This window comes from Alcanivorax sp. DG881, from assembly GCF_000155615.1.
Lineage (GTDB): Bacteria > Pseudomonadota > Gammaproteobacteria > Pseudomonadales > Alcanivoracaceae > Alcanivorax.
In genome coordinates this window covers 2303775-2326168 of the sequence record NZ_DS989915.1, presented here as the reverse complement: position 1 = coordinate 2326168, position 22394 = coordinate 2303775, and the positions used below count along the sequence as shown (strand labels likewise).

Sequence of the window (22394 nt, the reverse complement as noted above, 5' to 3'; positions counted from 1 at the left end):
CCCCGGCAAGGGGCATCATGCTCAGAGGCGCATCGGCATAACCACATACACGGCAGCCTTACTCTCTGGGTCAAAGACCAGGGCACTGCTATTGCTGTCGCCCATTTCCAACTCTGCCTGGGTGCCACCCATGGTGTTCAGCACATCCAGCAGGTAGCTCACGTTAAAGCCGATTTCCAGCGGCGAGCCATTGAAATCCACGGACACTTCCTCTTCCGCTTCTTCCTGTTCCGGGTTGTTGGCCACAATTCTCAGGCTGCCCTCTGACAACTGCACCCGCACACCGCGGTACTTTTCGTTGGAAAGGATAGCTACCCGGGCCAGTGCCTGGCGCAGGGTTTCGCGGTCTGCGACCACTTTGCGCGAGCCTTCCTTGGGAATCACCCGGTCGTATTCCGGGAACTTGCCATCCACCAGCTTGGACGTGAAGGTGATGGCACCCACCACGATGCGGACGTGGTTACGGCCAATGGTCAGGCGAGCTGCCTCACCGCTGTCACCCAGAATACGCGACAGTTCCATCACCCCTTTGCGGGGGAGGATCACGGAGGCTTCTTCCACAGGCGCATCCAGCTCGGCATCACACAGCGCCAGGCGGTGGCCATCGGTGGCCACGGCACGCAGACGGCCCGGCTTGAGCTCGAACAGCATGCCGTTCAGGTAATAACGCACATCCTGCTGCGCCATGGAAAAGGCGGTGCGATCGATCAGGCCACGCAGCACATCCGGCTTCATTTCCAGGCGGCTACCCGCAGCATCCTCTTCCAGATTGGGGAATTCCGAGGCGGGCAGGGTGGACAGGGTAAAACGGCTGCGGCCGGAACGAACCAGCATGCGCTCACCATCCACCTCGAAGCGAATGTCCGCTTCCGCCGGCAGGCTCTTGGCAATATCTACCAGCTTGCGGGCCGGCACGGTGGTCTCCCCCGGCTCCTGCTCACCTTCCAGCGGCAGACGCGCCACCAGCTCCAGCTCCAGGTCTGTCCCGGTCATGGAAAGCTGGCCGTCGCCCACTTCCAGCAAAACGTTGGACAGCACCGGCAGGGTCTGTCGCTTTTCCACCACGGCGGCGACCTGCTGTAGCGGCTTGAGCAGTTGTTCTCTATTGATTGAGAATTTCATTGCGCTTTCCCGTTCTGGTTATTGGGTTTGCTCGCCACAGAGCCACCCCGATTAGGACGTCAATGTCCGTAACAGATTCTGATAATCTTCTTCGATTTCCGGATTGGATTCCCGCAACTCCAGCACCTTGCGACAGGCGTGTAGCACGGTGGTGTGATCCCGGCCACCAAAATTCTCACCGATCTCCGGCAGGCTGTGGCTTGTCAGCTCTTTCGACAACGCCATGGCAACCTGACGGGGGCGCGCCACCGAGCGTGTCCGCCGGGGCGACAGCAAGTCGTTAATCTTGATTTTGTAATACTCGGCCACGATGCGCTGGATATTGTCGATGCTGATTTGCCGCGCCTGCAGCGCAATCAGATCCTTCAGCGCTTCCTTGATCAGGCCGATATCAATCTGCGCCCCGGTAAAGCGCACATGGGCGATCACCCGGCGCAACGCGCCTTCCAGCTCCCGTACATTAGAACGGATTCGCTGGGCAATAAAGAAGGCCGCATCGTTGGGCAGATCCACCTTGGCCTCTTCCGCCTTCTTCTTCAGAATCGCCACTCGGGTTTCCAGCTCCGGCGGCTCCATGGGCTGGGACAAGCCCCAACCAAACCGGCTCTTCAGACGCTCCTCCAGCCCATCCACCTCTTTGGGAAACTTGTCACAGGTGAGGATGATCTGCTGACCATTTTCCAGCAACGCGTTAAAGGTATGGAAGAACTCTTCCTGGGATTGCTCTTTACATGCAAAGAATTGAATATCATCAATCAGCAGCGCATCCACGGAACGATAGAACCGCTTGAACTCGTTGATGGTCTTGTTACGTAGCGCGGAGATCATATCTGCCACAAAACGCTCACTGTGCAGGTAGACCACTTTGGCATTGGGGTTGCGCCGCAACAACTCATTGCCCACCGCATGCATCAGGTGAGTCTTACCCAGACCAACGCCCCCGTATAACAGCAACGGGTTATAGCCATGGCTAGCCGGGTTTTCCGCAACCTGCTGGGCAGCCGCCGCCGCCATGCGGTTGGACTTGCCCTCGACAAAGGTGGAAAAGGTAAAGCCGGTATTGAGGTTACTGCGATGCTTGCGGGCGCCGCCCAGCGCCGTGGGCTGCGGCCTGCTATCGGATTCAGGCTGACGGGGCGCTGGCGCCACCGCAGGCGTGGTTATCGGCCCGCTGCTGGCTGCTGGCGCAGAACCATTGAAAGACGCCGCTACGGGCGTGCTGGCGCGGGTAGAGCCCACTTCCAGGCGCAACTGCGGCAGTGGACCTGATTGCAGCTCGCCCAACACCTCGCCGATACGGTCCAGGTATTTGTCGCGGACCCAGTCCACCACAAAACGGTTGGGGGCAAACAGGGTCAGCTCCGCACCATCCGCAGATGCAGCCACCTGAAGCGGCCGGATCCACATGTTGAACTGCTGCGACGGCAACTCATCCTCGAGTCGCGTCAGACAGCGTTGCCAGAGCTCTTCAGACACACACCCGCCTTTATTTCCTTGATGTATTGCTCGCGGGGATCGCGGAGAAACCGTTCATGCACAACCGCCGTCGAGCCAGCCATTCTACCCCTACAGAAGCCCACCTATCCACAGGCGACTGGGCTTTTTTTAATGACAACTTTCTGTGGATAACTAGGGCCATAACCCTGTTGACCGGCACCGGTACAACCCGGTGGATAACCTGGGGCACAACTTATACCCACATTTAATGACAGCTAGTCCCCACACAACCCCCAGCACTTACACACAATGATACGCAAGTTATCATTACGCCAAGCAATTGAAATAAATACGATTTTCAGGTTTACCCACAAAAACCGCCTTCCCCTATAACTACTACTACAATCAATAAATACTTAAATATATAAAATCTATTAACAGTCTTTTCTTTTCTTCTTTCGAGCAGGCTGAAAAGCGCGTTGACACAACCCCTCGGTTTCCCTAGACTTTCCGCCCTTCTAATCGCTGTCTAATCCATGGGGAAGACGCCATGAAACGTACATTCCAGCCAAGCGTGCTCAAGCGCAAACGTGCTCACGGTTTCCGTGCTCGTATGGCCACGAAAAATGGCCGCAAAATTTTGGCCGCTCGTCGTGCCAAGGGCCGTAAGCGGTTGGCTGCATAAGCCAACCGTTTTACCTTGCCTTCCTGGCTGAGGTAACAGTGCCCATCTCACAGGCCTTTACCCGCCAACACCGCCTCCTTACCGGTTCCCAGTATCAGACCGTCTTTGATCAACCTGAATGGAAGGTTGGCCTGGGCAGTTACTTGCTTCTGGTAACACGCAATACCCAACCGCAGCCCCGACTGGGCCTGGTGATTGGCCGTAAACGCGCCAAACGCGCCGTAGACCGTGCCAGAATCAAGCGGCGGGTACGCGAACAGTTCCGTTGCCGGCAGCAGGAACTGGCTGGTCTGGACATAATCCTGCTGGTCAGGGGCCGAATCGAGAACCCGGATCCGGATCAGGTTACCCGCGATATCACCCGGCTATTTGACAAGCTGCTTGCTAAGTGTCGGCAAGCTTGAGAAACTGCGGCCCGTTTTTCACGCCACAGATAAGCCTCTTATGGAAATCCAGCGCGCCCTAGTTATTACCGGCATTGCCGTTGTCTCATACCTGATGATTCAGGCCTGGCAGCGGGATCACGCAGACTCGGCAACCCCTGTCCCTGTTGAACAGGTGGCAGAGCAAGGGAGCCCTTCATCCGCAGACAGTGCGGATTTGCCTGCGCCGCAGCCGGAAACCGAGAACAGCATCCCGGCCGCCCAGGCTGACGGTGATCAGCCTGTCGCTCCCCAAATCGATACTCCGGATACCGCCACCTCCTCCAGGCGCATCGAGGTCAGCACCGATGTGCTGCGGGTAGAAATCAACCCGGTCGGCGGCGATATCGTTCGTCTGGCGTTGCCCGATTACCCCAAACATATCGACACCCCTGATCAGCCCTTTGTGTTCATGGATCAGAGCAACAGTGGCACCTACGTGGCCCAGAGTGGCCTGGTAGGCAAGAACGGCACCGATTCCAGCAAAGGTCGCCCGCACTGGAGCAGTGCCCAGCAGAGTTACCAGCTTGCCGAGGGCAGCAACGAGCTGAATGTGGATCTGACCCTGACCCAGGACAATGGCGCCGAGATCATCAAGCGCTATACCTTCGAGAAAGGCAGCTACCTGGTTCGTGTCAGCCATATCGTCCGCAATAACGGCAGCAGCCCCTGGACGGGCGCCCTGTATGGCCAGATCAAGCGCGATGGTAGCGATGACCCCGGGTTGTCCACCACCGGCTTTGCGCCCATGCCCACCTACCTGGGGGCTGCGTACTGGAATCCGGAGAAGCCTTACAACAAACTCACGTTTGATGACATGAGTGAAGACGGGGTCAAGCTGGACCAGACCGTGGAAGGCGGCTGGCTTGCCATGGTCCAGCATTACTTTGTGTCTGCCTGGATTCCCGACGCCAAACAGAAAAACCATTACTCCAGCGTGTACCTGCAATCACGCGACCAGTACCTGCTGCGATTCGTGTCTCCGAATACCACGGTGCAGCCGGGTGAAGAGTCGGTGCTGTATGCCGAGTTCTATGCCGGTCCCAAGCAGCAGGACAACCTGGAAGCGATCAGCCCGGGCCTGAACATGACCGTGGACTACGGCTGGTTGTGGTTTATCTCCCAGCCCATCTTTGCCCTGCTGGTGTTCCTGCAGAGCGGGGAAGTGTCCGTCTTCGGTATGGATATCGACATCGGTGGCGGTGTGGGTAACTGGGGTGTGGCAATCATCCTGCTGACCTTCATCATCAAGGCGATCTTCTTCAAGCTCAGCGCCACCAGCTATCGTTCCATGGCCAAGATGCGCAAGGTTGCGCCGGAAATGCAGCGCATCAAGGAGCAGAACAAGAACGACAAGCAGAAGCAGCAGATGGAAACCATGAATCTGTTCAAGCGGGAAAAGATCAACCCGCTGGGTGGCTGCTTGCCCATGCTGGTACAGATGCCGGTGTTTATCGCCCTGTATTATGTGCTGCTGGAATCCGTTGAGCTGCGCCAGGCGCCATTCTTCCTGTGGATCAACGACCTGTCCGTGATGGACCCGTACTTTGTGCTGCCGATCCTGATGGGCGCGTCCATGTTCCTGCAGACCCGCCTGAACCCGACACCGGCGGACCCGACCCAGGCGCAGGTGATGAAATGGATGCCGATGATCTTTGCGGTGTTCATGCTGTGGTTCCCGGCCGGCCTGGTACTCTACTGGCTGACCAACAACATCCTGTCCATTGCCCAGCAGTGGATCATTACCCGCAAGATCGAGAATGAGGCCTGACGCACCGCACTGGCCGCAAGACAGAATGAAGCCGATCGAAAGATCGGCTTTTTTCTTTTCTGTCCGGCGTCTGGTGCGAGGCGCAAGACGCTCTCTATAATTCCCTTATGCAGACCTCTTCCCCAGATACCATTGTTGCCATTGCCACCGCTCCCGGCCGGGGCGGCGTTGGTGTGGTGCGTCTTTCCGGTCCGCAGGCCCTGAGTATCGCGTCTCTCGTTGTTGGTGAGCAATCACTGTCACCCAGGGTGGCGCACTTTCGGCGTTTTCGTGATCAGGCTGGGGAGGTTCTTGACGAAGGCCTGGTCATTACGTTTCCGGCACCGCATTCCTTTACCGGGGAAGATGTGGTGGAACTCCAGGGCCACGGCGGCCCGGTTATTCTGGACATGCTGGTAGCCGCCTGTATCGCAGCCGGTGCCCGTCAGGCCCGTGCCGGAGAATTCTCCCAGCGGGCCTTCCTCAACGACAAGATGGATCTGACCCAGGCGGAAGCCATCGCCGATTTGATTGATGCCGGCACCAGCGCCTCCGCCCGTGCCGCCCTGCATTCCCTGCAGGGGGTGTTTTCCGATGAAGTGAACCAGCTGGTCGAAGCACTGATTGGGCTGCGCATCTATGTGGAAGCGGCCATCGACTTCCCGGAAGAGGAAATTGATTTCCTGTCCGACGGCAAGGTGGCCAGCGACCTGACGGCGGTACGACGTCAGTGCCTGCGTGTGCTGGATGAAGCCAACCAGGGCCGGCTGGTACGTGAAGGCATGACCCTGGTGATCGCCGGCAAACCCAATGCCGGCAAGTCGTCCCTGATGAATGCCCTGGCCGGTTTTGATGCGGCTATCGTTACCGATATTGCCGGCACCACCCGGGACGTGCTGCGCGAATCCATTCAGCTGGACGGCATGCCCCTGAACCTGATCGACACCGCCGGTCTGCGTGACAGTGCTGACGTGGTGGAACAGGAAGGGATTCGCCGTGCCTACGCTGAAATGCGCAAGGCCGACCGTTTGCTGGTGATGGTGGATTCCCGCGATAGCGAGGGGGATATCAATGATATCCACAGCCTGCTCCCGCAAAGTCAGCAGCAGCTGGAAAACCTGGAACTGCCCGTCACGGTGGTGCTGAATAAAGCAGACCTGTCCGGGCTGCCGGCCGGTCAGCGTGAAGACGGCGCCTTTGTGATTTCAGCGGCCAGCGGTGATGGGCTGGAGGCGTTGCGCCGTCATCTGAAAGACGCCGCCGGCTACCAGGGCGAAGGGCAAAGTCGCTTTTCCGCTCGCCGTCGTCATATTACTGCGCTGGAGCAGGCGTTGGCGGCCCTGGACAGTGGTGAGCGGCAATTGCATGGCCATGCGGCTGGTGAGCTGCTGGCCGAAGACCTGCGCGCCGCCCAGAAAGCCCTGGAAGAAATCACCGGTACCTTTACCGCTGATGATCTGCTGGGGCGAATCTTCTCCTCGTTCTGCATCGGCAAATAAGTGGCCGGATCACCTCGGTAGCGTCGCTTGCGGCCCTATCCTCCCCCCCCAAAAAAACGGCAACCCGCGGCGTAGCACCAGCCAGGTTGAAACCTGCCGTTTGCATTCAGCTAAAAATTACGGTTCCAGTTATTATTCGGGTGTTAGCCAATCCGTTGATATTAAAGGGGTTTATTAATATTCAACTTCCCTGGTTGGCCTGAATATTTGATTTATGACTTTTTCGCCCATTTGCCATTGATAAGAAAAAGTCATTTAAAACAGTGACCTGAAAGTTTGTATACAAAAAATTGCGATGTGGTCATTGTTTGATCAATACGCCCGCGCCACTTTGTGTAAAACCATAGCAACCATCTGTGAACATGTGTTGGCAGATAGGAAATAAGAATAACGAAAAAGTATACGGGAGAGCGCGTGATGCGAATGGCACATCATCGCAAGCGTATTGTATGCAACGCAATGCAGGCAGTTCTGTTCGGATGCCTGACCTTCCTGCCCTTGCCGGGTATGGCGGCGCTTGAACAGATGGATGAGGCTGCCATGTCCAATGTCAGTGGCGCCGGGCTTGCCTTTGTCTGGGAGGACTTTCGCTGGCTCACCAAGCCAACCAGCTATTTCGAGCAGGTGGGTTCCGGCACAGACCCGGAAAGCACCTTCCTGCGTGGCGACCTGCGCTGGTACGGCATCAATGTGTCGGCCAAAGGTGCTGGTACCACCTGGACTGAAACCGGAAGCAGCATGGATGCTTGCGCAAGCCAGGGGTATGGCGGACTGGGATGTCCGCGTGGTGGCACCATTGCACATTTTGCGGCCCACGATAATCCCTATGTCCTGCGCGTCATGGACTATTCGGGCAAGGGCAGTGGTGCCAATCAAATAGGCAATGGCGTTGTCACCTGGGGCGGAGATACCTCAACCAGCAAGACCGTATTGGAATTGTTGGCACCCACCTTTCAGGAAGACTACCGCTTTTCATTTTGGGGGGAAATTGAGGCCGGCAAAGGTGGTCCGGCTACGGATTACGGCCTTTTGAAAACCCAGACGATTATTCAGGGCAGTGCCGCAGGAAGTGTCCTGCAGTTTTTCCAGTCCACGGAAGCGGGCAATCCCAATTTTGCCTTTCTCTATAAAAGCCATCTGCAAGGTGACTTTCGGTTCAGTGCCAATCAGGTAAACGGCAAGGATTCAGACGCACTGGGAACACCGGTGCAGTTCGATGCTTTCGAGGGGATGCATTTTCGGAACGTAGATGCCTTTTTGCCGCTGGGTCACCTTTTTTACCAGGCATTCACGATTGATGTTCCAAAGGATGCAAGTGGTAACGATATTACCAACGGTAATTTTGTTCTGGCCCTCAATGAAATCCCCGATAACCCCGCTGTTTATCGCCGTCATTACAGTCTGGCCGTGGCTGATTCGGTTGATGCCGGTTATCAGACAGCGCGCGCTGCGTTACTAGCCAATACCTATGGCGCAACGCCTTCGATCACAGTGCCCGAAAACTATTTCCAGACCCATGGCTATTCACGCTGGGGCGACTGGTTCCCGTGTCAGGGAATGGGGTGTCCTGCGGTACCGACCAGCATGACAGTCACGGATGGGACAGGGGCGATCATTGCTCAACGAAATACCTTTAACGACACCAGTGACGGCATATTTTTCAGTAAGTGCAGCGGATGTACTGACTTCGATGCCTTTGCTTACACCATGACGGCGGTGGATGTCAGAGCCGGGCAAAGCCAATACAACTGCCCTGGGGGAACGGGGTGCTCCGGTGATGGTTACAACCCGCGTGGAACAGGAAGCCGCTTTTACAAGCAAAATGACAGCTGCACACCATCCGGTGGCACAGGGCTGAATTGTGGATATGGCGGTGGATACAGCATCTCCGCAGGTAGCGCGTACACCAACACCAGCAAAGTTAATCCACAGGCCTTTTTCGATGCTGCCTCTGCAGGCACACAAACATTACCGGTAATACGAACGGGGGTAGCCAACCTGGGGGACTCAAGAGCGGAAGGCTTGCTGATAAACAGTTTTAAATTCACCAGCCTCGGCGCCCAGTACTAGGAGGTTCTATGAAAAAAACTCTGTTTTTCCTCCTGGTCCTGAATGTCCCCGCCGCTGCTTTGAGCGCGGAGCAAATGGCATTGCTCGATGATGAAGAGTTATCCGATGTATCGGCCAGGCAGGGGATCGCTCTGAATTTTGAAATGCTTATCAATGCGACGCTGAATGCATCGGGAGAGGTGGTACCGGATAACTGCCCAACCGCTGCCTTGGTGGCTTCCGGCACACCGGATTGTCGATTTGCGCTCCAATTTAATGGCATCAACGATGCCTGGCTGGTGGTAAAGGAATACTACGGGGTTTTTAAACTCAACGAGGTCCACGTTGATGGTGTGCGAACTCAGGGCAGCGCGTCCGGGTATTGCGATGCAGCATGCCAGGAACGATTTGGGGTGGGGTTTGACCCTGATGATCGCCCGGCAATCCAGTTGAGCTATGACCACTCCGATCCGGGCAGTAATACCGCCTTCTATAACGATGCAGAAATATTCCTGAATGCCGGCAAAGTGGCCGCTGAGTTCAATCAGAGCGACCCCGGTGGAAATATCATCGTGCCAGGTTACCTGAGAAATGAAACACCGGGTGCGGCGATCGGTTTGAGAATGGCGGATGGCGTTAATGGATCCGGAGGGCCTGCCCAGCTGCGTTTTGATGGCAACATGATGATGTACGGATACTAGGATGAATAAAAATAAAGCCGGTACCTGTCTTTTTATTGGGGGATTGGTTCTTTCTTTTTGGCAATCCTCAATGGCCAATGTCAGCGAAATGATACCTCTGGAAGATAATGATCTCAGGCAAGTGGCAGGTCAGGGGTTGATATTGAATGACAAAATATCGGGCCGTGAGCTTGATGGTTCCAATGCCTATTCCGAGCCTTTTGATTTTTATCGTATGGGCTTGAACGGTGAGCTGGAAATGAACATGAACATTTCCAAGCTGCAGCTTGGCTGTGGGGGGATTAACGATCACCTTTCCGGATTTGCAGGCTGCGATATTGATATCGACTATGCATCCTTGATGGGAAGAAATGGAACAGAGCCTGGAGCATCAGGTAGTCCATTCAAGCTGACCAGGCCCTATGTGGAAATAGCTATCAAGAATGATGATACCGCCACGTTGAGAGAAGTGGCGGGGATAAAGATAGGGGGGGAGTCTGCCGATGGGGCCATGGTTGCCGGTCGAAGATACACCCAGAATGGCGCGATCAACCAGGAAAATACGGCGTTTGCGAATAGCTGTGATACCGGTGTTTCAACAGGATCAGGGGTTGCAGGTTGTCACTCGGGTATTAATACCGTCAGTGGTTTCCTGGGTACTGAGCTTTCCATCACCATGCGAGTCCGTGCGAATATTTGCGGTGGTGCAGTGATTGGAGATTTCTGTTTGGGAATTCCTATCCCACTTGATGCCTGGGGATGTGCGGGCAGGACGCAGACGGACCTTGATTCATGCGGCACAGGAAAAAATGACGCGCTTTTCGTTGATGTGGCTGGTACCAGAATGCAGACGTTGGGGTTACGCTCAGCACAGCTGAACCTTCAGGGGAATGGTCTTTCGGGAATTTTGACTCAAATCCTGGATTCCGCCTATGCGCAACTGAATACAGATCTTCGTCTGGCGCATAAATTGACTTTCGAAAATACCGGCGATTTTTTCCTTTCTTTCCAGCGAGAGCCTATCGCTTACCCAAGATATAGCAAGATCACACCAATACAGGAGTTTCAGAATGCGGGTACCTATAACACCGCAGTTGATGCCTGTACAACCAGTTACGCGACAGAAAGATGTAACAGCGCTTACTCCGTTCCAGCAAATACAGGGTGGTGGCTAAATGCACCGAGCGTGAAACTGATGGATATTGTGAATGAGAATGCTCAGTTGGGAACCTTGTCTATCGGTGATGCGCTGGATCTTTTAGGGGCGCCGGGCTATCTCATTGAGCACCCGGAGTTTGAGATGACTCCTCAACAGAATTGTCACGGTTCTACCAGGTTTTGTTAGGGGGACGCGATGCTCAATAAAATAAGTCAGAAAATAGCTGCCGCGAAAATTTTCATTCTGACGATTCTTCCCGTGTTGGTCTTTGCATTGGAGCCGATGACTGAAGGAGAGCTTTCCACTGTTCAGGGAAGGGATGGGGTAACGGTCAGTTTGAATGCTGCTGGCATATCCGCTCAGCAATTATCCTTGCAGATTGATACTCCCACAGCCAGCCAGTCCGAAGGGTTGTATTTGAATAATTTGCAGCTGACAAAAACGGGCACGAAAGAAAACTGGTTCAGCACCGACATTGATGTGGGGTCCAATGCGAATGGCCCTTTGCTCAGCATCAAGAGCCATGTAGATACCAGCCGTTTCTCCTTCAGTTCCATGACATTGAATGATTCGACTCGATCATTCGGGGAATGGGCGATGGTGGGGGGAGTGGATTTCCGTTTGATCAATCGCGGACTGTTCTTTACGGACGATCTCAACAAGCCGGCTTCCCTGTATTTCGCTTTAACCGACGCCAAATGGTTCTATCGGCAAAACTGGTATTACCACGCCAACCTCACGTTCGATAACTTGGATTTTGTCTGGGATATGCCTGAAACCTCCATCGGAGTCACCAATGATGGATTGCGACTGTATGGCGATGTTAATTACCTGCTGAATTTTGATCTTCTCTACAAATTCCACCCTGATCAGGATATGACCACAGTGACCGCCAATGATAAGCGGATGCTGAATTTTGGCTGGGAAGGCACGCTGTATGACACTGAGTTGCAGGTTCGTGGTGGGGGAATCTGGGATGGCAGCGAAGTGGCCGGCGCCTATGATACTTCCGCACGAACCCAAGGCCTGAACTTTGGTGTCAGCTGGAATTACAAGAAAAACCAGGGGGATGGGGTTAAATCCACAGACCTGCGCTGGCAGATTGGTCAGGGCGGTGGAGAGCAGGTTTTGCTGGAGTTTGGCGATTGGAGGAACCTTCAGGACAGCAGTGGTAATCGGGCTCCCCTCGGTTTTGATTTCCGCAATATCACGCTGGATGTGGTGACTGCCGGAAATGGCCCTGGGGGCTTGTGTTGGGGGGCTGCCACTCATGGTTCGGGATGCAGCGGAAAAATGCTGGATTTTGATACCGGATTGATCAACAGCTACAGCAACCAGATTAATCGCACGGATGGTGGGGCGCTAATGGCGGCTATCCGTGATGGAAACCTGCTGGCCTATTCAAACCAGGTGACAATCAGCTCGAATAGCATGGCGCCGGAAACGTATGACTGGGGGTTGATTTATACCCTGGCCAACATCGATGCCAATATTGCCATGTATCCCGGTGGGAGCCCGTCGCATGTTACCGCAGACAGTGAAAATCAGGGATTTATTATCGATCTACTCCTGATGTCGCAGACACTGGATGGCGCTGGCAATCAGGGTAGTAACTGGTCCCGGGGTACCCATTTCATGATTGCGGACACCGACCCATCGGTGAATATGGGCATCGGCATGTTAAATGCCAACTTCCTTCTGGCTGCTGATGATATGCGCTTGTGGATAAAGAATTCCGGAACCGTAGGCAGCGCAGCTTACGGTGGAGGTATCGACCTGCTTTCCCCTCGAGTCAGGATGCAGCTTTCCGCTGAGCTGGCCGGGGTTTCTCTGCCGCGGGGGGATGACAAAGTAGCGATAGCCGATGTGGATCTCAATCTTGAGGGCCTGGTGAATTTCCGGTTATCTCCACCACCGGATGGGGAGAATTTTCTGGCTTACAGTGCTGCCATCAGACTTTATTCCATGAGCGATACCACGGACAGTGCCTTGGTGAGTGGTCAGGGTTCGTTCTGGTCCATTGCTGAACCGGGGCGGCCGGAGGTTGAGTTGAGGCTGGCGAACATAGAGGGGGACTTGGCTATTGTGGTCAGCAAACTGGAATTGCACGAACGAAACCACGGTGGTAACGGAGAAAGCCCTCAACTGGAAATTTCCAACAAGATTGTGTTCGGCGGTAGCGCTGTGCAGCGGTTGCAGGATGGTACAGAAGGGCTTGCCTCGGTACCTGGCGGCGCCTTGGGGCAGGAAGTGAAATCGGATATTTATTTTGGCTCAGATCGTCTGGGACAACTGGTCATTCCCAATGGCAGCATCCGCACCACGATCGGTTTACTCCCTCAGGAATAAGCCCTGCTCCACACCGGTTGGTGGAAGCAGGGCGAGCAGCCTGGTTTCAGGATGTGGGGGCGCCATCTGCATGCCATTCAAACTTTTTGAACGGTTTGTCGACGGGGGTGTTGGCCAGGTGATTGGTGTAATTACTCATCACCTTCTGGGACAGGCCCAGAATCACTTCCAGAATATGCCGCTTTTCAAAGCCGGCGGCGAGGAAAGCCTTCACTGCTTCATCGTTCACTTCGCCGCGATCGCGGACCACCGATAACGTGAAGTCTCGCAGGGCTTCCAGTTTATCTGTGGGCAAGGGTGTCTTGTCGCGTAGCGCGTCGGTGATGCGGTCGTCCACTTCCATGGATTTGGCAATGCCGGTATGGGCGGGGACGCAATAGTGGCAGGCATGTTCCACGTTAATGGTTTGCCAGACCACGGTCACTTCCTCGTCGGTAAAGCTGGTTTCCAGGAATAAAGCGTGCAGTTTTTGGTAGCCCTCCAGCAGGCCGGGGGCTTCAGCCATGACGGCATGCAGGTTGGGAATCATGCCAAAGCTTTTTTGCGATTCTTTCAACAGCGCTTGGCTGGCTTCGGGGGCCGTCTCTTCAGTGTGCAGGGTGAAATCGGTCATGGTGTCCTCCTTTGGATCAGCCGGGATAGGCGATGTCTTTATTTGAGTGATCGCTCAAAAACAGCGTCACCCTAACACGTGTATGAGCGACTGCAATACCTTTTTTGAGTGAATACTCAAAAATTGTTAAACTGCCCTCATTGTTTGCATGGTGGAGATAACAGATGCCCAGAATGGCGGCGTACGATCGGCAAGATTGCCTCGAGAAGGCCGTGACCCTGTTCTGGGAGAAAGGCTTTCATGCCACCTCTCTCAAAGATATCGAGCACGCGCTGGATATGCGCCCTGGCAGCATCTATGCCGCGTTTGGCAACAAGGAATCGCTCTATAGTCAGGCCCTGGACTTGTATGCCGGCACCATGGGCAAGGATTTCCTGGATAACCTCCGTGGCCAGCAAACCCCCATTGAAGGGCTGGCAGAGTATCTGCGCGAACTGGGCAAGCTGCGCGACACCAACCCGCCTTCCCGGGCCTGCATGCTGGTAAAGGGGCTACTGGAAGCGGGCGCAGAAACCCCGGCGTTACAGCAGAAAATCGAAACACGCCTGGCCGATATGGAGGCTATTTTCCGCCAGGCCTTTGCGGAGGCGAAAGCGGCGGGGCAGATACGCGACCCCGACGATCCAGCCCATCAGCCGGATCGATTGGCGCGCCGTCTGCAGTGCGAAGTCATGGGATTGCGGGCGTTCGCCCAGCGTTCCGGCGACAGGCAGGAATTGCAGCAACTGGCGGGGGACCTGGCAGATACGGTGCTATCCCTTCAGGCCTGAGGCGGTCCGACTTGTAATGAATCCCCGTTGTCGCCATGCCATGATGAAACAACACAGGTTTTATTGTTGGCAGGAGGCTGATCATGTCCACGCACCATTCCGATACGCGCATAGAAACCGATTCCCTGGGTGACATAGCGGTTCCGGCCAGCGCGCGTTGGGGTGCCCAGACCCAGCGCGCGGTGGATAACTTCCCTATCAGCGGCCGTCAGTTGCCAACCCGCTTTATCCAGGCCGTGGTCCGCATCAAACGGTGCGCGGCGGAAACCAACCGGCAGCTTGAAACGTTGTCAGCCGACAAGGCCGTGGCCATTGTCGGTGCCTGCAACGATCTGTTGGAGGGCCATCACCTGGACCAGTTTCCGGTGGATATCTTCCAGACCGGCTCCGGCACCAGCACCAACATGAACGTCAATGAGGTGATTGCGCATCTGTGTGAGGAAGCCGGTGCCTCCATTCACCCCAATGACGATGTGAACCTGGGCCAGAGCAGTAACGACACCATTCCCACGGCCATTCATGTGTCTGCCGCGCTGGCCGTCACGGAAAACCTGATCCCGGCGCTTGAGCAACTGATTGCCGAGCTGGGCCTGCGCGCCCGGGAGCAGCGGGAGACCGTGAAAACCGGCCGCACCCACCTGATGGATGCCATGCCGGTGACCGTGAAGCAGGAGCTGCAGACCTGGGCCATGCAGTTGCAGGATGCCTGTGGGCGTGTGGCGCGGGCCCGTGATGACCTGTTGGCGGTGCCCCAGGGAGGAACGGCGGTGGGCAGCGGCATTAATGCCCACCCGGATTTCGCCGACACCTTTGCCCGCCACCTGGCAGAAGAAACGGATCTGGCCTTTCGCGCGATGCCCCACCCCTTTGTAGCGCAGAGTGCGCTGGACAGTCCGCTGGCGTTATCCGCGGCGCTGCGTGGCGTGGCGGTGGTGCTGATGAAGATCAGTAACGACCTGCGCTGGATGAACTCCGGGCCGATCCATGGGCTGGGTGAGGTGCAGTTGCCAGCCACCCAGCCAGGTTCGTCGATCATGCCGGGCAAGGTGAATCCGGTGATTTGCGAGTCCGCCACCATGGTGGCGACCCAGGTGATGGGGCTGGATCAGGCCAATACCATCGCCGCCCAGAGCGGCAACTTCCAGCTCAACGTGATGTTGCCGCTGGTGGCCAGTAATCTGCTGGATATGACCGAGTGGCTGGCGAACAGCTGCAGCAATCTGGCGGAGCGGGCAATCAAGGGCATGACGTTCAATGAAGCGCGTCTGGCCGAAGGCGTGGGGAAGAACCCCATTCTGGTCACCGCCCTGAACCCGGTTATCGGTTACGAAAAAGCCGCGAAGATTGCCAAGGAAGCGTTTGCCAGTGGCAGGGCGGTGCTGGATGTGGCCGAAGAACAGTCCGGGCTGTCCCGGCAGGAGCTGGAAAAGCTGCTGGATCCGAAAGATCTCACCCATCCTTGATCCGCCAACAGGATGGCATCCCCACCATAAATTGGTGCACCACGATGAGCCGCAAGAGCAGCAAACAGGCGCGGAAAAGCAGTGCTAGACAAGGTGTCTACAACGGGTAGTATTTTGTAACCTATTGGGCCTGATGGCAGATGACCTGTGTGGAGGTCTGTGTCAGTCTTGAACGCCCACATACTGATGGGTAGGAAGGAGCGTGCCGCTTTTTTCCTGCCCGTGAACGGCAGAATAACAAGGTAACGGAGCAAGTTATGAGTAGTCACCTGAACATCCCCCGCAGCGCCTCTGCGGTGGAGTCGTCACTGGTCATCAACCATATTCTGGAAGCTGGTGTGCGCAAGGCACCGGACCAGACGATTACCTATGGCGATCGCACGTTCACCTACCGCGACCTTAACGAGCGCGTGCACCGTCTGGCCGGGGCGCTGGCGGCGCAGGGCGTGAAGCCCGGTGATACCGTGGCGGTGATGGACTGGGACACCAACCGTTACCTGGAAGCTTTTTTTGCCATCCCGATGATGGGCGCGGTGCTGCACACCGTGAACGTGCGCCTGAGCCCGGAGCAGATTCTCTACACCATCAACCATGCGGAAGATGATGCGATTCTGGTTAACAGCGAATTCCTGCCGATCCTGGAAGAGCTGAAAGACCGTGTCGAGACGGTAAAGACCTACATCCTGCTCGACGACGATGGTGTAAAGGGGAGCGACAGCCTGCCGCTGGCCGGTGAATATGAAGAGCTGCTGGCCAAGGCACCGGCCCAGTACGATTTCCCCGAGCTGGATGAAAATACCCGCGCTACTACCTTCTACACCACCGGTACCACCGGCCTGCCCAAGGGCGTCTATTTCTCCCATCGTCAGCTGGTGCTGCATACCTTTGCCGGCCGTAACACCATGGCCGGCGTAGGCCAGGGGCGTTTCAACGAAGACGATGTCTACATGCCGATCACGCCCATGTTCCATGTGCACGCCTGGGGCATTCCGTTCATGGCCACCATGATGGGGGTGAAACAGGTCTACCCGGGGCGTTACGAGCCGGCCACCCTGCTGAAATTGCTGGTAACCCACAAGGTCACCTTCTCCCACTGTGTACCCACGATTATTCAAATGTTGTTGCAGGCAGAAGCGGCCAAGAGCATCGACCTGAGCGGCTGGAAGGTGATCATCGGTGGCTCGGCCCTGCCCAAGGCGCTGGCCATGGGGGCGCTGGAACGTGGCATCGATATCTATACCGGTTACGGCATGAGCGAAACCTGCCCGCTGCTGACCCTGGCGCAGCTGACCCCGGAACTGGAAAACGCGGATCTGGAAACCCAGGCGGATTACCGCACCCGCACCGGTCGCCCGGTGGCCATGGTGCAGATACGCATCGTCGACGGTGAAATGAACGACGTGCCCCATGACAACAAGAGCCAGGGGGAAGTGGTCGTGCGCGCGCCCTGGCTGACCCAGGGCTACCTGAACGATCCCGACAAATCTGAAGAACTCTGGCACGGCGGCTGGTTGCATACCGGTGATGTGGCGGTGATGTCGGATGATGGATGGCTGAAAATCGTCGATCGCATAAAGGACGTGATCAAGACCGGTGGCGAATGGGTGTCTTCCATCGATCTGGAAGGCCTGGTGCTGCAGCATCCGGGAGTCGGCGAATGTGCCGTGGTCGGTGTGCCCGATGATAAATGGGGCGAACGCCCGGTGGCGCTAGTGGTGAAAAGCGGTGACGCCGACGAAGACGGTATCAAGGCACTGGTTGCCGACTATGCCGATAAAGGCGTGATCAGCCGCTACGGTATTCCCGATCGAATCGTGTTTGTGGATGCCCTGCCCAGAACCTCGGTGGGCAAGCTCGACAAGAAGAAGATGCGCGCGGAAATGGTGTAAAAAGAGACGCATCAGGCTTCATGCAACACGCGAGATGAAAGAAAAAGCCCACCATGCTGGTGGGCTTTTTCTTTTCAGGAAGCTACCACTAGGACAGCGTTTCGCGCCGCTGACGATCTTTACATGAACCCTCTTCAATTTATTTGTTCTGACTAACAGCGGTTACGCATTCCTTGCATAATTGCACGCTAGACTTTCCTGTCGTGAATCAGACTTGGCTTGAATCAGAATAACGGAGAATGGCATGGCGCGGATTATCGCGGGACTGGTGCTGGTTGCACTGGTGGGAATGGGGGCTTGGTGGCTGTGGCCGGCTGAGCAGGCGCCCATGGGAACCCGCCCGCCAACCGTGGTGAACCTGGCGCCGAGCATTGAGCGCCCCCTTTACGATCGGGTGGAAGCCGTGGGCACCGCCCGGGCGGCCCAGGCCGTGGTGCTGTTGGCGGAAGTGCCGGGCCGGGTGGCGGAGATCCATTTCCAGCAGGGGCAGCAGGTTACCCGGGGCCAGCTGCTGGTGACTCTGGATGACCGCAACGCCCGTGCCGAACTGGCCCGGGCCGAGGCGGAGTACCAGCGGGCCAGGGCCGATTACCGCCGCGGCCAGCAGCTGGTGGAGCGGCGTGCCATCTCCCAGTCTGAAGTCGATACGTTCCGAACCACCCTGGAAGCGGCCGAGGCCAGCCGCAATGTGGCTCGCGCCAATTTTAACGACCATACCATCCGGGCGCCGTTTGCCGGCGTGTTGGGGTTGCGACAGGTGGACCCCGGGGCCTACCTGCAGACGGGTAACCCGATAACGACCCTGGACAACCTGGGGCACCTGGAGGTGGACTTCCAGATACCCGAACGCTATCTGGCCAAGCTGTCCGTGGGCTTGCCGGTACAGGCCCGTAATTCCGCGTTTGAAGAGCAGATTTTTGAAGGCGCTATCACCCATCTGGATTCCCGGGTAAGCAGCAGCAGCCGCAGCCTGACTGTGCGCGCTCGCCTGAATAATCCACAGGGTCAGTTGTTGCCGGGCCAGTTTCTGCGGGTGTCTGTGCAGCTGGCGGAACGGGCCGCGTTGCTGGTGCCGGAACAGGCTGTCATCACCCAGGGGGCGCAGAGTTATGTGTTCACGGTGAGCCCGGACAATCTCGCCCAGCGTCACCCGGTAACACTGGGCGGCCGCCGTGATGGCTGGGTGGAAGTGACCAGCGGGCTGACCAACAAACCGGACGTGATCGTCAATGGCCACTCCCGCCTGGGCAGCAGCCAGCCGGTGAAGGTGATTGACGATCCGGAGGCGCTATTGCCCGGTCAGCGGGTGTTGTTGAACCCGGCACCGGCAGTAGACGACCCATCCGGTGACTCGCAAGCGGATGATCCGGCCACCACCGAGGCGGCTGCATGATTCTGTCGGATGTCTCCATCAAGCGGCCGGTCTTTGCCACGGTGATCAGCCTGCTGATCGTGGTGTTTGGCGTTAGTGCCTTGATGAAATTGCCGATCCGGGAATACCCGGATATCGACCCGCCAGAAGTGTCCATCAGTGTGGATTATGCCGGCGCCGCGCCGGAAGTTATTGATACCCAGATCATTCAGGTCATCGAAGGGGCAATTTCCGGGGTGGAAGGGGTGCGCAAGATCGAATCGCGCAGCCGCCTGGGCTCGGCCCGTACCACGGTGGAATTCACCCTGGAGCGGGATGTGGATATCGCCGCCAACGACGTGCGCGATGCGGTATCCCGGGTGCTCAACCGGCTACCGGAAGAAGCGGAAACCCCGGTGATCGCCAAGGCCGATGCCGATGCCCGGCCGATTATCTGGGTCACCCTGACCAGCAGCACCCTGGCGCCCCAGGAGCTGACCGATTTTGCCGAACGGTCCCTGGTGGATCGCTTTGCCGTGCTCGATGGGGTATCGGAAGTGATTATCGGTGGCGAGCGCCGCTATGCAATGCGCGTGTGGCTGGATCGCCAGAGCATGGCCGCCAACCAGGTGACGGTCACCGATATTGAACAGGCCCTGCGCAGCAACAACGTGGAATTGCCGGCGGGCAAGCTGGAATCGGAATCCCGCGGCTTCACCATTCGGGCGGACAATCGCCTGGCCACCGTGCAGGCATTCGAGGCCCTGGTGGTGAGTCGCCAGGGCGATTACCTGCTGCGCCTGGGCGATGTGGCGCGGGTGGCGCTGGGCGTGGAAAACGATGATTCGGTGCTGCGCGCTAACGGTGAAGCGGCCATTGGCCTGGGCGTGGTGCGCCAGTCCAAGGCCAACACCGTGGCGGTGTCGGACCGGGTGCGCGAAGAGATCGTGGCGGTGCGCGACAACCTGCCCGCGGACATTCACCTGGATATCAACTCCGATGAATCCCTGTTTATCCGCGCGTCCATTCGTGAGGTGCTGATTACCCTGGGGATTTCCGTGGTGCTGGTGATCGCGGTGATCTTTGCCTTTCTCGGCAACCTGCGTGCCACCCTGATCCCGGCGGTGACCATTCCGGTGTCGGTGATCGGTGCCTTTATCGGTTTTGGGGTGATGGATTTTTCCATCAACGTGCTGACCCTGTTGGCGCTGATTCTGGCCATCGGCCTGGTGGTGGATGACGCCATCGTCATGCTGGAAAACATTCAGCGGCGCATCGATGAAGGTGAGTCGCGGTTGGTGGCCGCGTATCTCGGTGCCCGTCAGGTGGCCTTTGCCGTGGTCGCCACCACGCTGACCCTGGTGGCGGTGTTTGTGCCCATTTCCTTTATGGGCGGCGACGTGGGGCGGCTGTTCAGCGAATTCGGTTTTACCCTGGCCTCGGCGGTGATCATCTCCAGCATCGTGGCGCTGAGCCTGGCGCCCATGCTGTGTTCGCGCTGGCTACATCGGCATAGCCGTAAAGAAATGCAGGGGCAGAATAATTTTCTGCAGCGCGGCCTGACACGCCTGAATCAGGCCTACGCCAGTCGTTTGCAACGGACCCTGGCAAGCCCCTGGCCGTTGGCCGTGGGTTGCGTGCTGTTGTGCCTGGCGGCGGCGTTGCTGTTCCGGCAACTGCCCCAGGAGCTGGCACCCACGGAGGACCGTGGCGTCTTTATTATTCCTGCCACCTCGCCCCAGGGCTCCACGGTGGAATACGGCGCTCACCACACCCAGGCGGTAGAAAAAATGCTCATGCCCCTGGTGGAGAATGGCGAAGCGGAACGAGTGCTGGCGATCATCGGTTTCCGGGGTGTGCCGGAGCGGGCGTTTACCATCGTGCGGCTGAAAGACTGGGAAGAGCGCGAGCGCACCCAGCAGGAGATTGTTGGCGAGTTGCGCGGGCAGTTGTCCCAGGTCACCGGCTTGCGTGCCTTTGCGGTGAATCCGCCGGGGCTGGGCCAGAGCGCCTTCGACCAGGCGCTGGAAGTGGTGGTGGCCGGGCCGGACTATGAGCAGGTGCTGGCCTGGAGTGAAACCCTGATGGCGGCCCTGCGCGAGAACCCGAACCTGACCAGTATCGATACCGACTTCGAACAGACCCAGCCGCAACTGGATGTGAATCTGGACCGCGAGCGGGCGGCGGACCTGGGCATCACAGCCACGGATGTGGGGGAAACCCTGCAGGCCATGTTTGCCACCCTGACCGTATCCACCTATGTGGATCGGGGGCGTGAGTACGACGTGTTACTGGAGGCGGAAAAGAGCGCCAGTGAAGTGCCTGAAGATGTACTGCCGATCTATCTGCGCAGTGACAGTGGTGGCTTGGTGCCGTTTTCCAGTGTGGTGGAATTGACCACCACTGGTGATGCACCGGAGCTGCGCCGGGTGGATCGTCTGCCGGCGATTACCCTGTCCGCGAACCTGGCCGATGGTTATGACCTGGCCACAGCCATGGGCTATGTGGAAGAGCAGGCCCGGGAGCGGTTACCGCTGGAAGCGCGCATCGGCTACAAAGGCATGGCCGAGGAACTGAAGGAGTCGGCGTCGGCGATTCTGGTGACCTTTGCGCTGGCGCTGGTGATTGTATTCCTGGTACTGGCTGCCCAGTTTGAAAGCTGGATTCACCCGTTGATTATCATGCTCACGGTGCCGCTGGCGTTGGCTGGCGCGGTGATTGCCATCAGCGTTACCGGCGACAGCCTGAATATTTACAGCCAGATCGGCATGATCATGTTGCTGGGGCTGATGGCGAAAAACGGTATTCTGATCGTGGAGTTTGCCAATCAACTTCGCGACCAGGGCCGCAGTGTGAAAGAGGCCATCTATGAAGGCGCCATCGTGCGGTTCCGTCCGGTCTTGATGACCGGTGTCTCTACCATCTTCGGTGCCGTGCCGTGCCGCTGGTGCTGGCCACCGGTGCCGGCGCGGAAAGCCGCTTTACCATTGGTGTGGTTATTCTCGGCGGGTTATTGTTTGCCACCGTGCTGACCCTGTTTATCATCCCGGTGTTGTACCAGTGGCTCGCGCCCTATGCGTCACCGGCAGATGCGGTCAGCCAGCAGTTGGACAAGGAACTGCCGAACAGCGATTAACGTAGCCGTAGGAGCGTCGC

17 protein-coding genes are annotated in these 22394 nt (G+C 57.2%); 14 read left to right on the top strand and 3 right to left on the bottom strand.

Annotation, left to right across the window (positions count from 1 at the left end):
* Window positions 1-21: 21 nt before the first annotated feature.
* Window positions 22-1122 (bottom strand): DNA polymerase III subunit beta, encoded by a 1101-nt coding sequence (gene dnaN, locus ADG881_RS10500; RefSeq protein ID WP_007149562.1) that lies wholly within the window; start codon window positions 1120-1122, stop codon window positions 22-24.
* Window positions 1123-1173: 51 nt separating this feature from the next.
* The gene (gene dnaA / locus ADG881_RS10495; RefSeq protein WP_007151109.1) at window positions 1174-2598 is read right to left on the bottom strand and encodes a chromosomal replication initiator protein DnaA; all 1425 of its coding nucleotides are present in this window, start codon (window positions 2596-2598) and stop codon (window positions 1174-1176) included.
* A 511-nt stretch (window positions 2599-3109) separates the two neighbouring features.
* On the opposite strand from dnaA, the gene rpmH reads away from it, so the two are divergent.
* The 8 genes from rpmH to ADG881_RS10460 all read left to right on the top strand — a co-directional run bounded on the left by rpmH (window position 3110) and on the right by ADG881_RS10460 (window position 13152).
* Complete coding sequence (rpmH, locus tag ADG881_RS17370) at window positions 3110-3244, top strand: 50S ribosomal protein L34 (protein ID WP_011590025.1); 135 nt, start codon at window positions 3110-3112, stop codon at window positions 3242-3244.
* A gap of 38 nt (window positions 3245-3282) precedes the next feature.
* The gene (gene rnpA, locus ADG881_RS10490; protein WP_007151384.1) at window positions 3283-3648 is read left to right on the top strand and encodes a ribonuclease P protein component; all 366 of its coding nucleotides are present in this window, start codon (window positions 3283-3285) and stop codon (window positions 3646-3648) included.
* Between the two features lie 40 nt (window positions 3649-3688).
* Window positions 3689-5437: a membrane protein insertase YidC gene (gene yidC / locus ADG881_RS10485; RefSeq protein ID WP_007149389.1), complete on the top strand. Its 1749-nt coding sequence runs from the start codon at window positions 3689-3691 to the stop codon at window positions 5435-5437.
* Between the two features lie 107 nt (window positions 5438-5544).
* Entirely contained in the window at window positions 5545-6915 is a 1371-nt protein-coding gene (gene mnmE / locus ADG881_RS10480; protein ID WP_007149537.1) for a tRNA uridine-5-carboxymethylaminomethyl(34) synthesis GTPase MnmE, read from the top strand.
* Between the two features lie 423 nt (window positions 6916-7338).
* Window positions 7339-8985 carry a hypothetical protein gene (locus ADG881_RS10475; RefSeq protein ID WP_198005003.1) on the top strand — a complete coding sequence of 549 codons (1647 nt, stop codon included), beginning with the start codon at window positions 7339-7341 and terminating at the stop codon, window positions 8983-8985.
* Window positions 8986-8993: 8 nt separating this feature from the next.
* Entirely contained in the window at window positions 8994-9665 is a 672-nt protein-coding gene (locus tag ADG881_RS10470) for a hypothetical protein (protein WP_007148464.1), read from the top strand.
* A 1-nt stretch (window position 9666) separates the two neighbouring features.
* On the top strand, window positions 9667-10989 hold the full coding sequence (locus ADG881_RS17245; RefSeq protein ID WP_007149870.1) for a hypothetical protein: 1323 nt from the start codon (window positions 9667-9669) through the stop codon (window positions 10987-10989).
* Window positions 10990-10998: 9 nt separating this feature from the next.
* The gene (locus ADG881_RS10460) at window positions 10999-13152 is read left to right on the top strand and encodes a hypothetical protein (RefSeq protein WP_007148511.1); all 2154 of its coding nucleotides are present in this window, start codon (window positions 10999-11001) and stop codon (window positions 13150-13152) included.
* Window positions 13153-13198: 46 nt separating this feature from the next.
* Here the strand turns inward: ADG881_RS10460 and ADG881_RS10455 are convergent, their stop codons facing one another.
* Entirely contained in the window at window positions 13199-13765 is a 567-nt protein-coding gene (locus ADG881_RS10455; RefSeq protein WP_007149360.1) for a carboxymuconolactone decarboxylase family protein, read from the bottom strand.
* Window positions 13766-13929: 164 nt separating this feature from the next.
* Between ADG881_RS10455 and ADG881_RS10450 the strand changes: the two genes are divergently transcribed.
* From ADG881_RS10450 to ADG881_RS17750, 6 genes are all read left to right on the top strand, one after another.
* A complete protein-coding gene (locus tag ADG881_RS10450) occupies window positions 13930-14535 on the top strand; it encodes a TetR/AcrR family transcriptional regulator (protein ID WP_039926600.1) in 606 nt (201 codons plus the stop codon).
* 83 nt (window positions 14536-14618) lie between these two features.
* Window positions 14619-15998, top strand: coding sequence for a lyase family protein (locus ADG881_RS10445; protein WP_007148776.1), 1380 nt, complete (start codon window positions 14619-14621; stop codon window positions 15996-15998).
* A 257-nt stretch (window positions 15999-16255) separates the two neighbouring features.
* Entirely contained in the window at window positions 16256-17887 is a 1632-nt protein-coding gene (locus ADG881_RS10440) for a fatty acid--CoA ligase (protein WP_007150197.1), read from the top strand.
* 244 nt (window positions 17888-18131) lie between these two features.
* Window positions 18132-19280, top strand: coding sequence for an efflux RND transporter periplasmic adaptor subunit (locus ADG881_RS10435; RefSeq protein WP_007149615.1), 1149 nt, complete (start codon window positions 18132-18134; stop codon window positions 19278-19280).
* Window positions 19277-22270 carry an efflux RND transporter permease subunit gene (locus ADG881_RS10430; protein ID WP_007151523.1) on the top strand — a complete coding sequence of 998 codons (2994 nt, stop codon included), beginning with the start codon at window positions 19277-19279 and terminating at the stop codon, window positions 22268-22270. The genes ADG881_RS10435 and ADG881_RS10430 overlap by 4 nt, the downstream gene beginning before the upstream one ends.
* A complete protein-coding gene (locus tag ADG881_RS17750; protein ID WP_369699528.1) occupies window positions 22177-22374 on the top strand; it encodes an efflux RND transporter permease subunit in 198 nt (65 codons plus the stop codon). Before ADG881_RS10430 ends, ADG881_RS17750 begins: the two co-directional genes overlap by 94 nt.
* The last annotated feature ends 20 nt before the right edge of the window (window positions 22375-22394 follow it).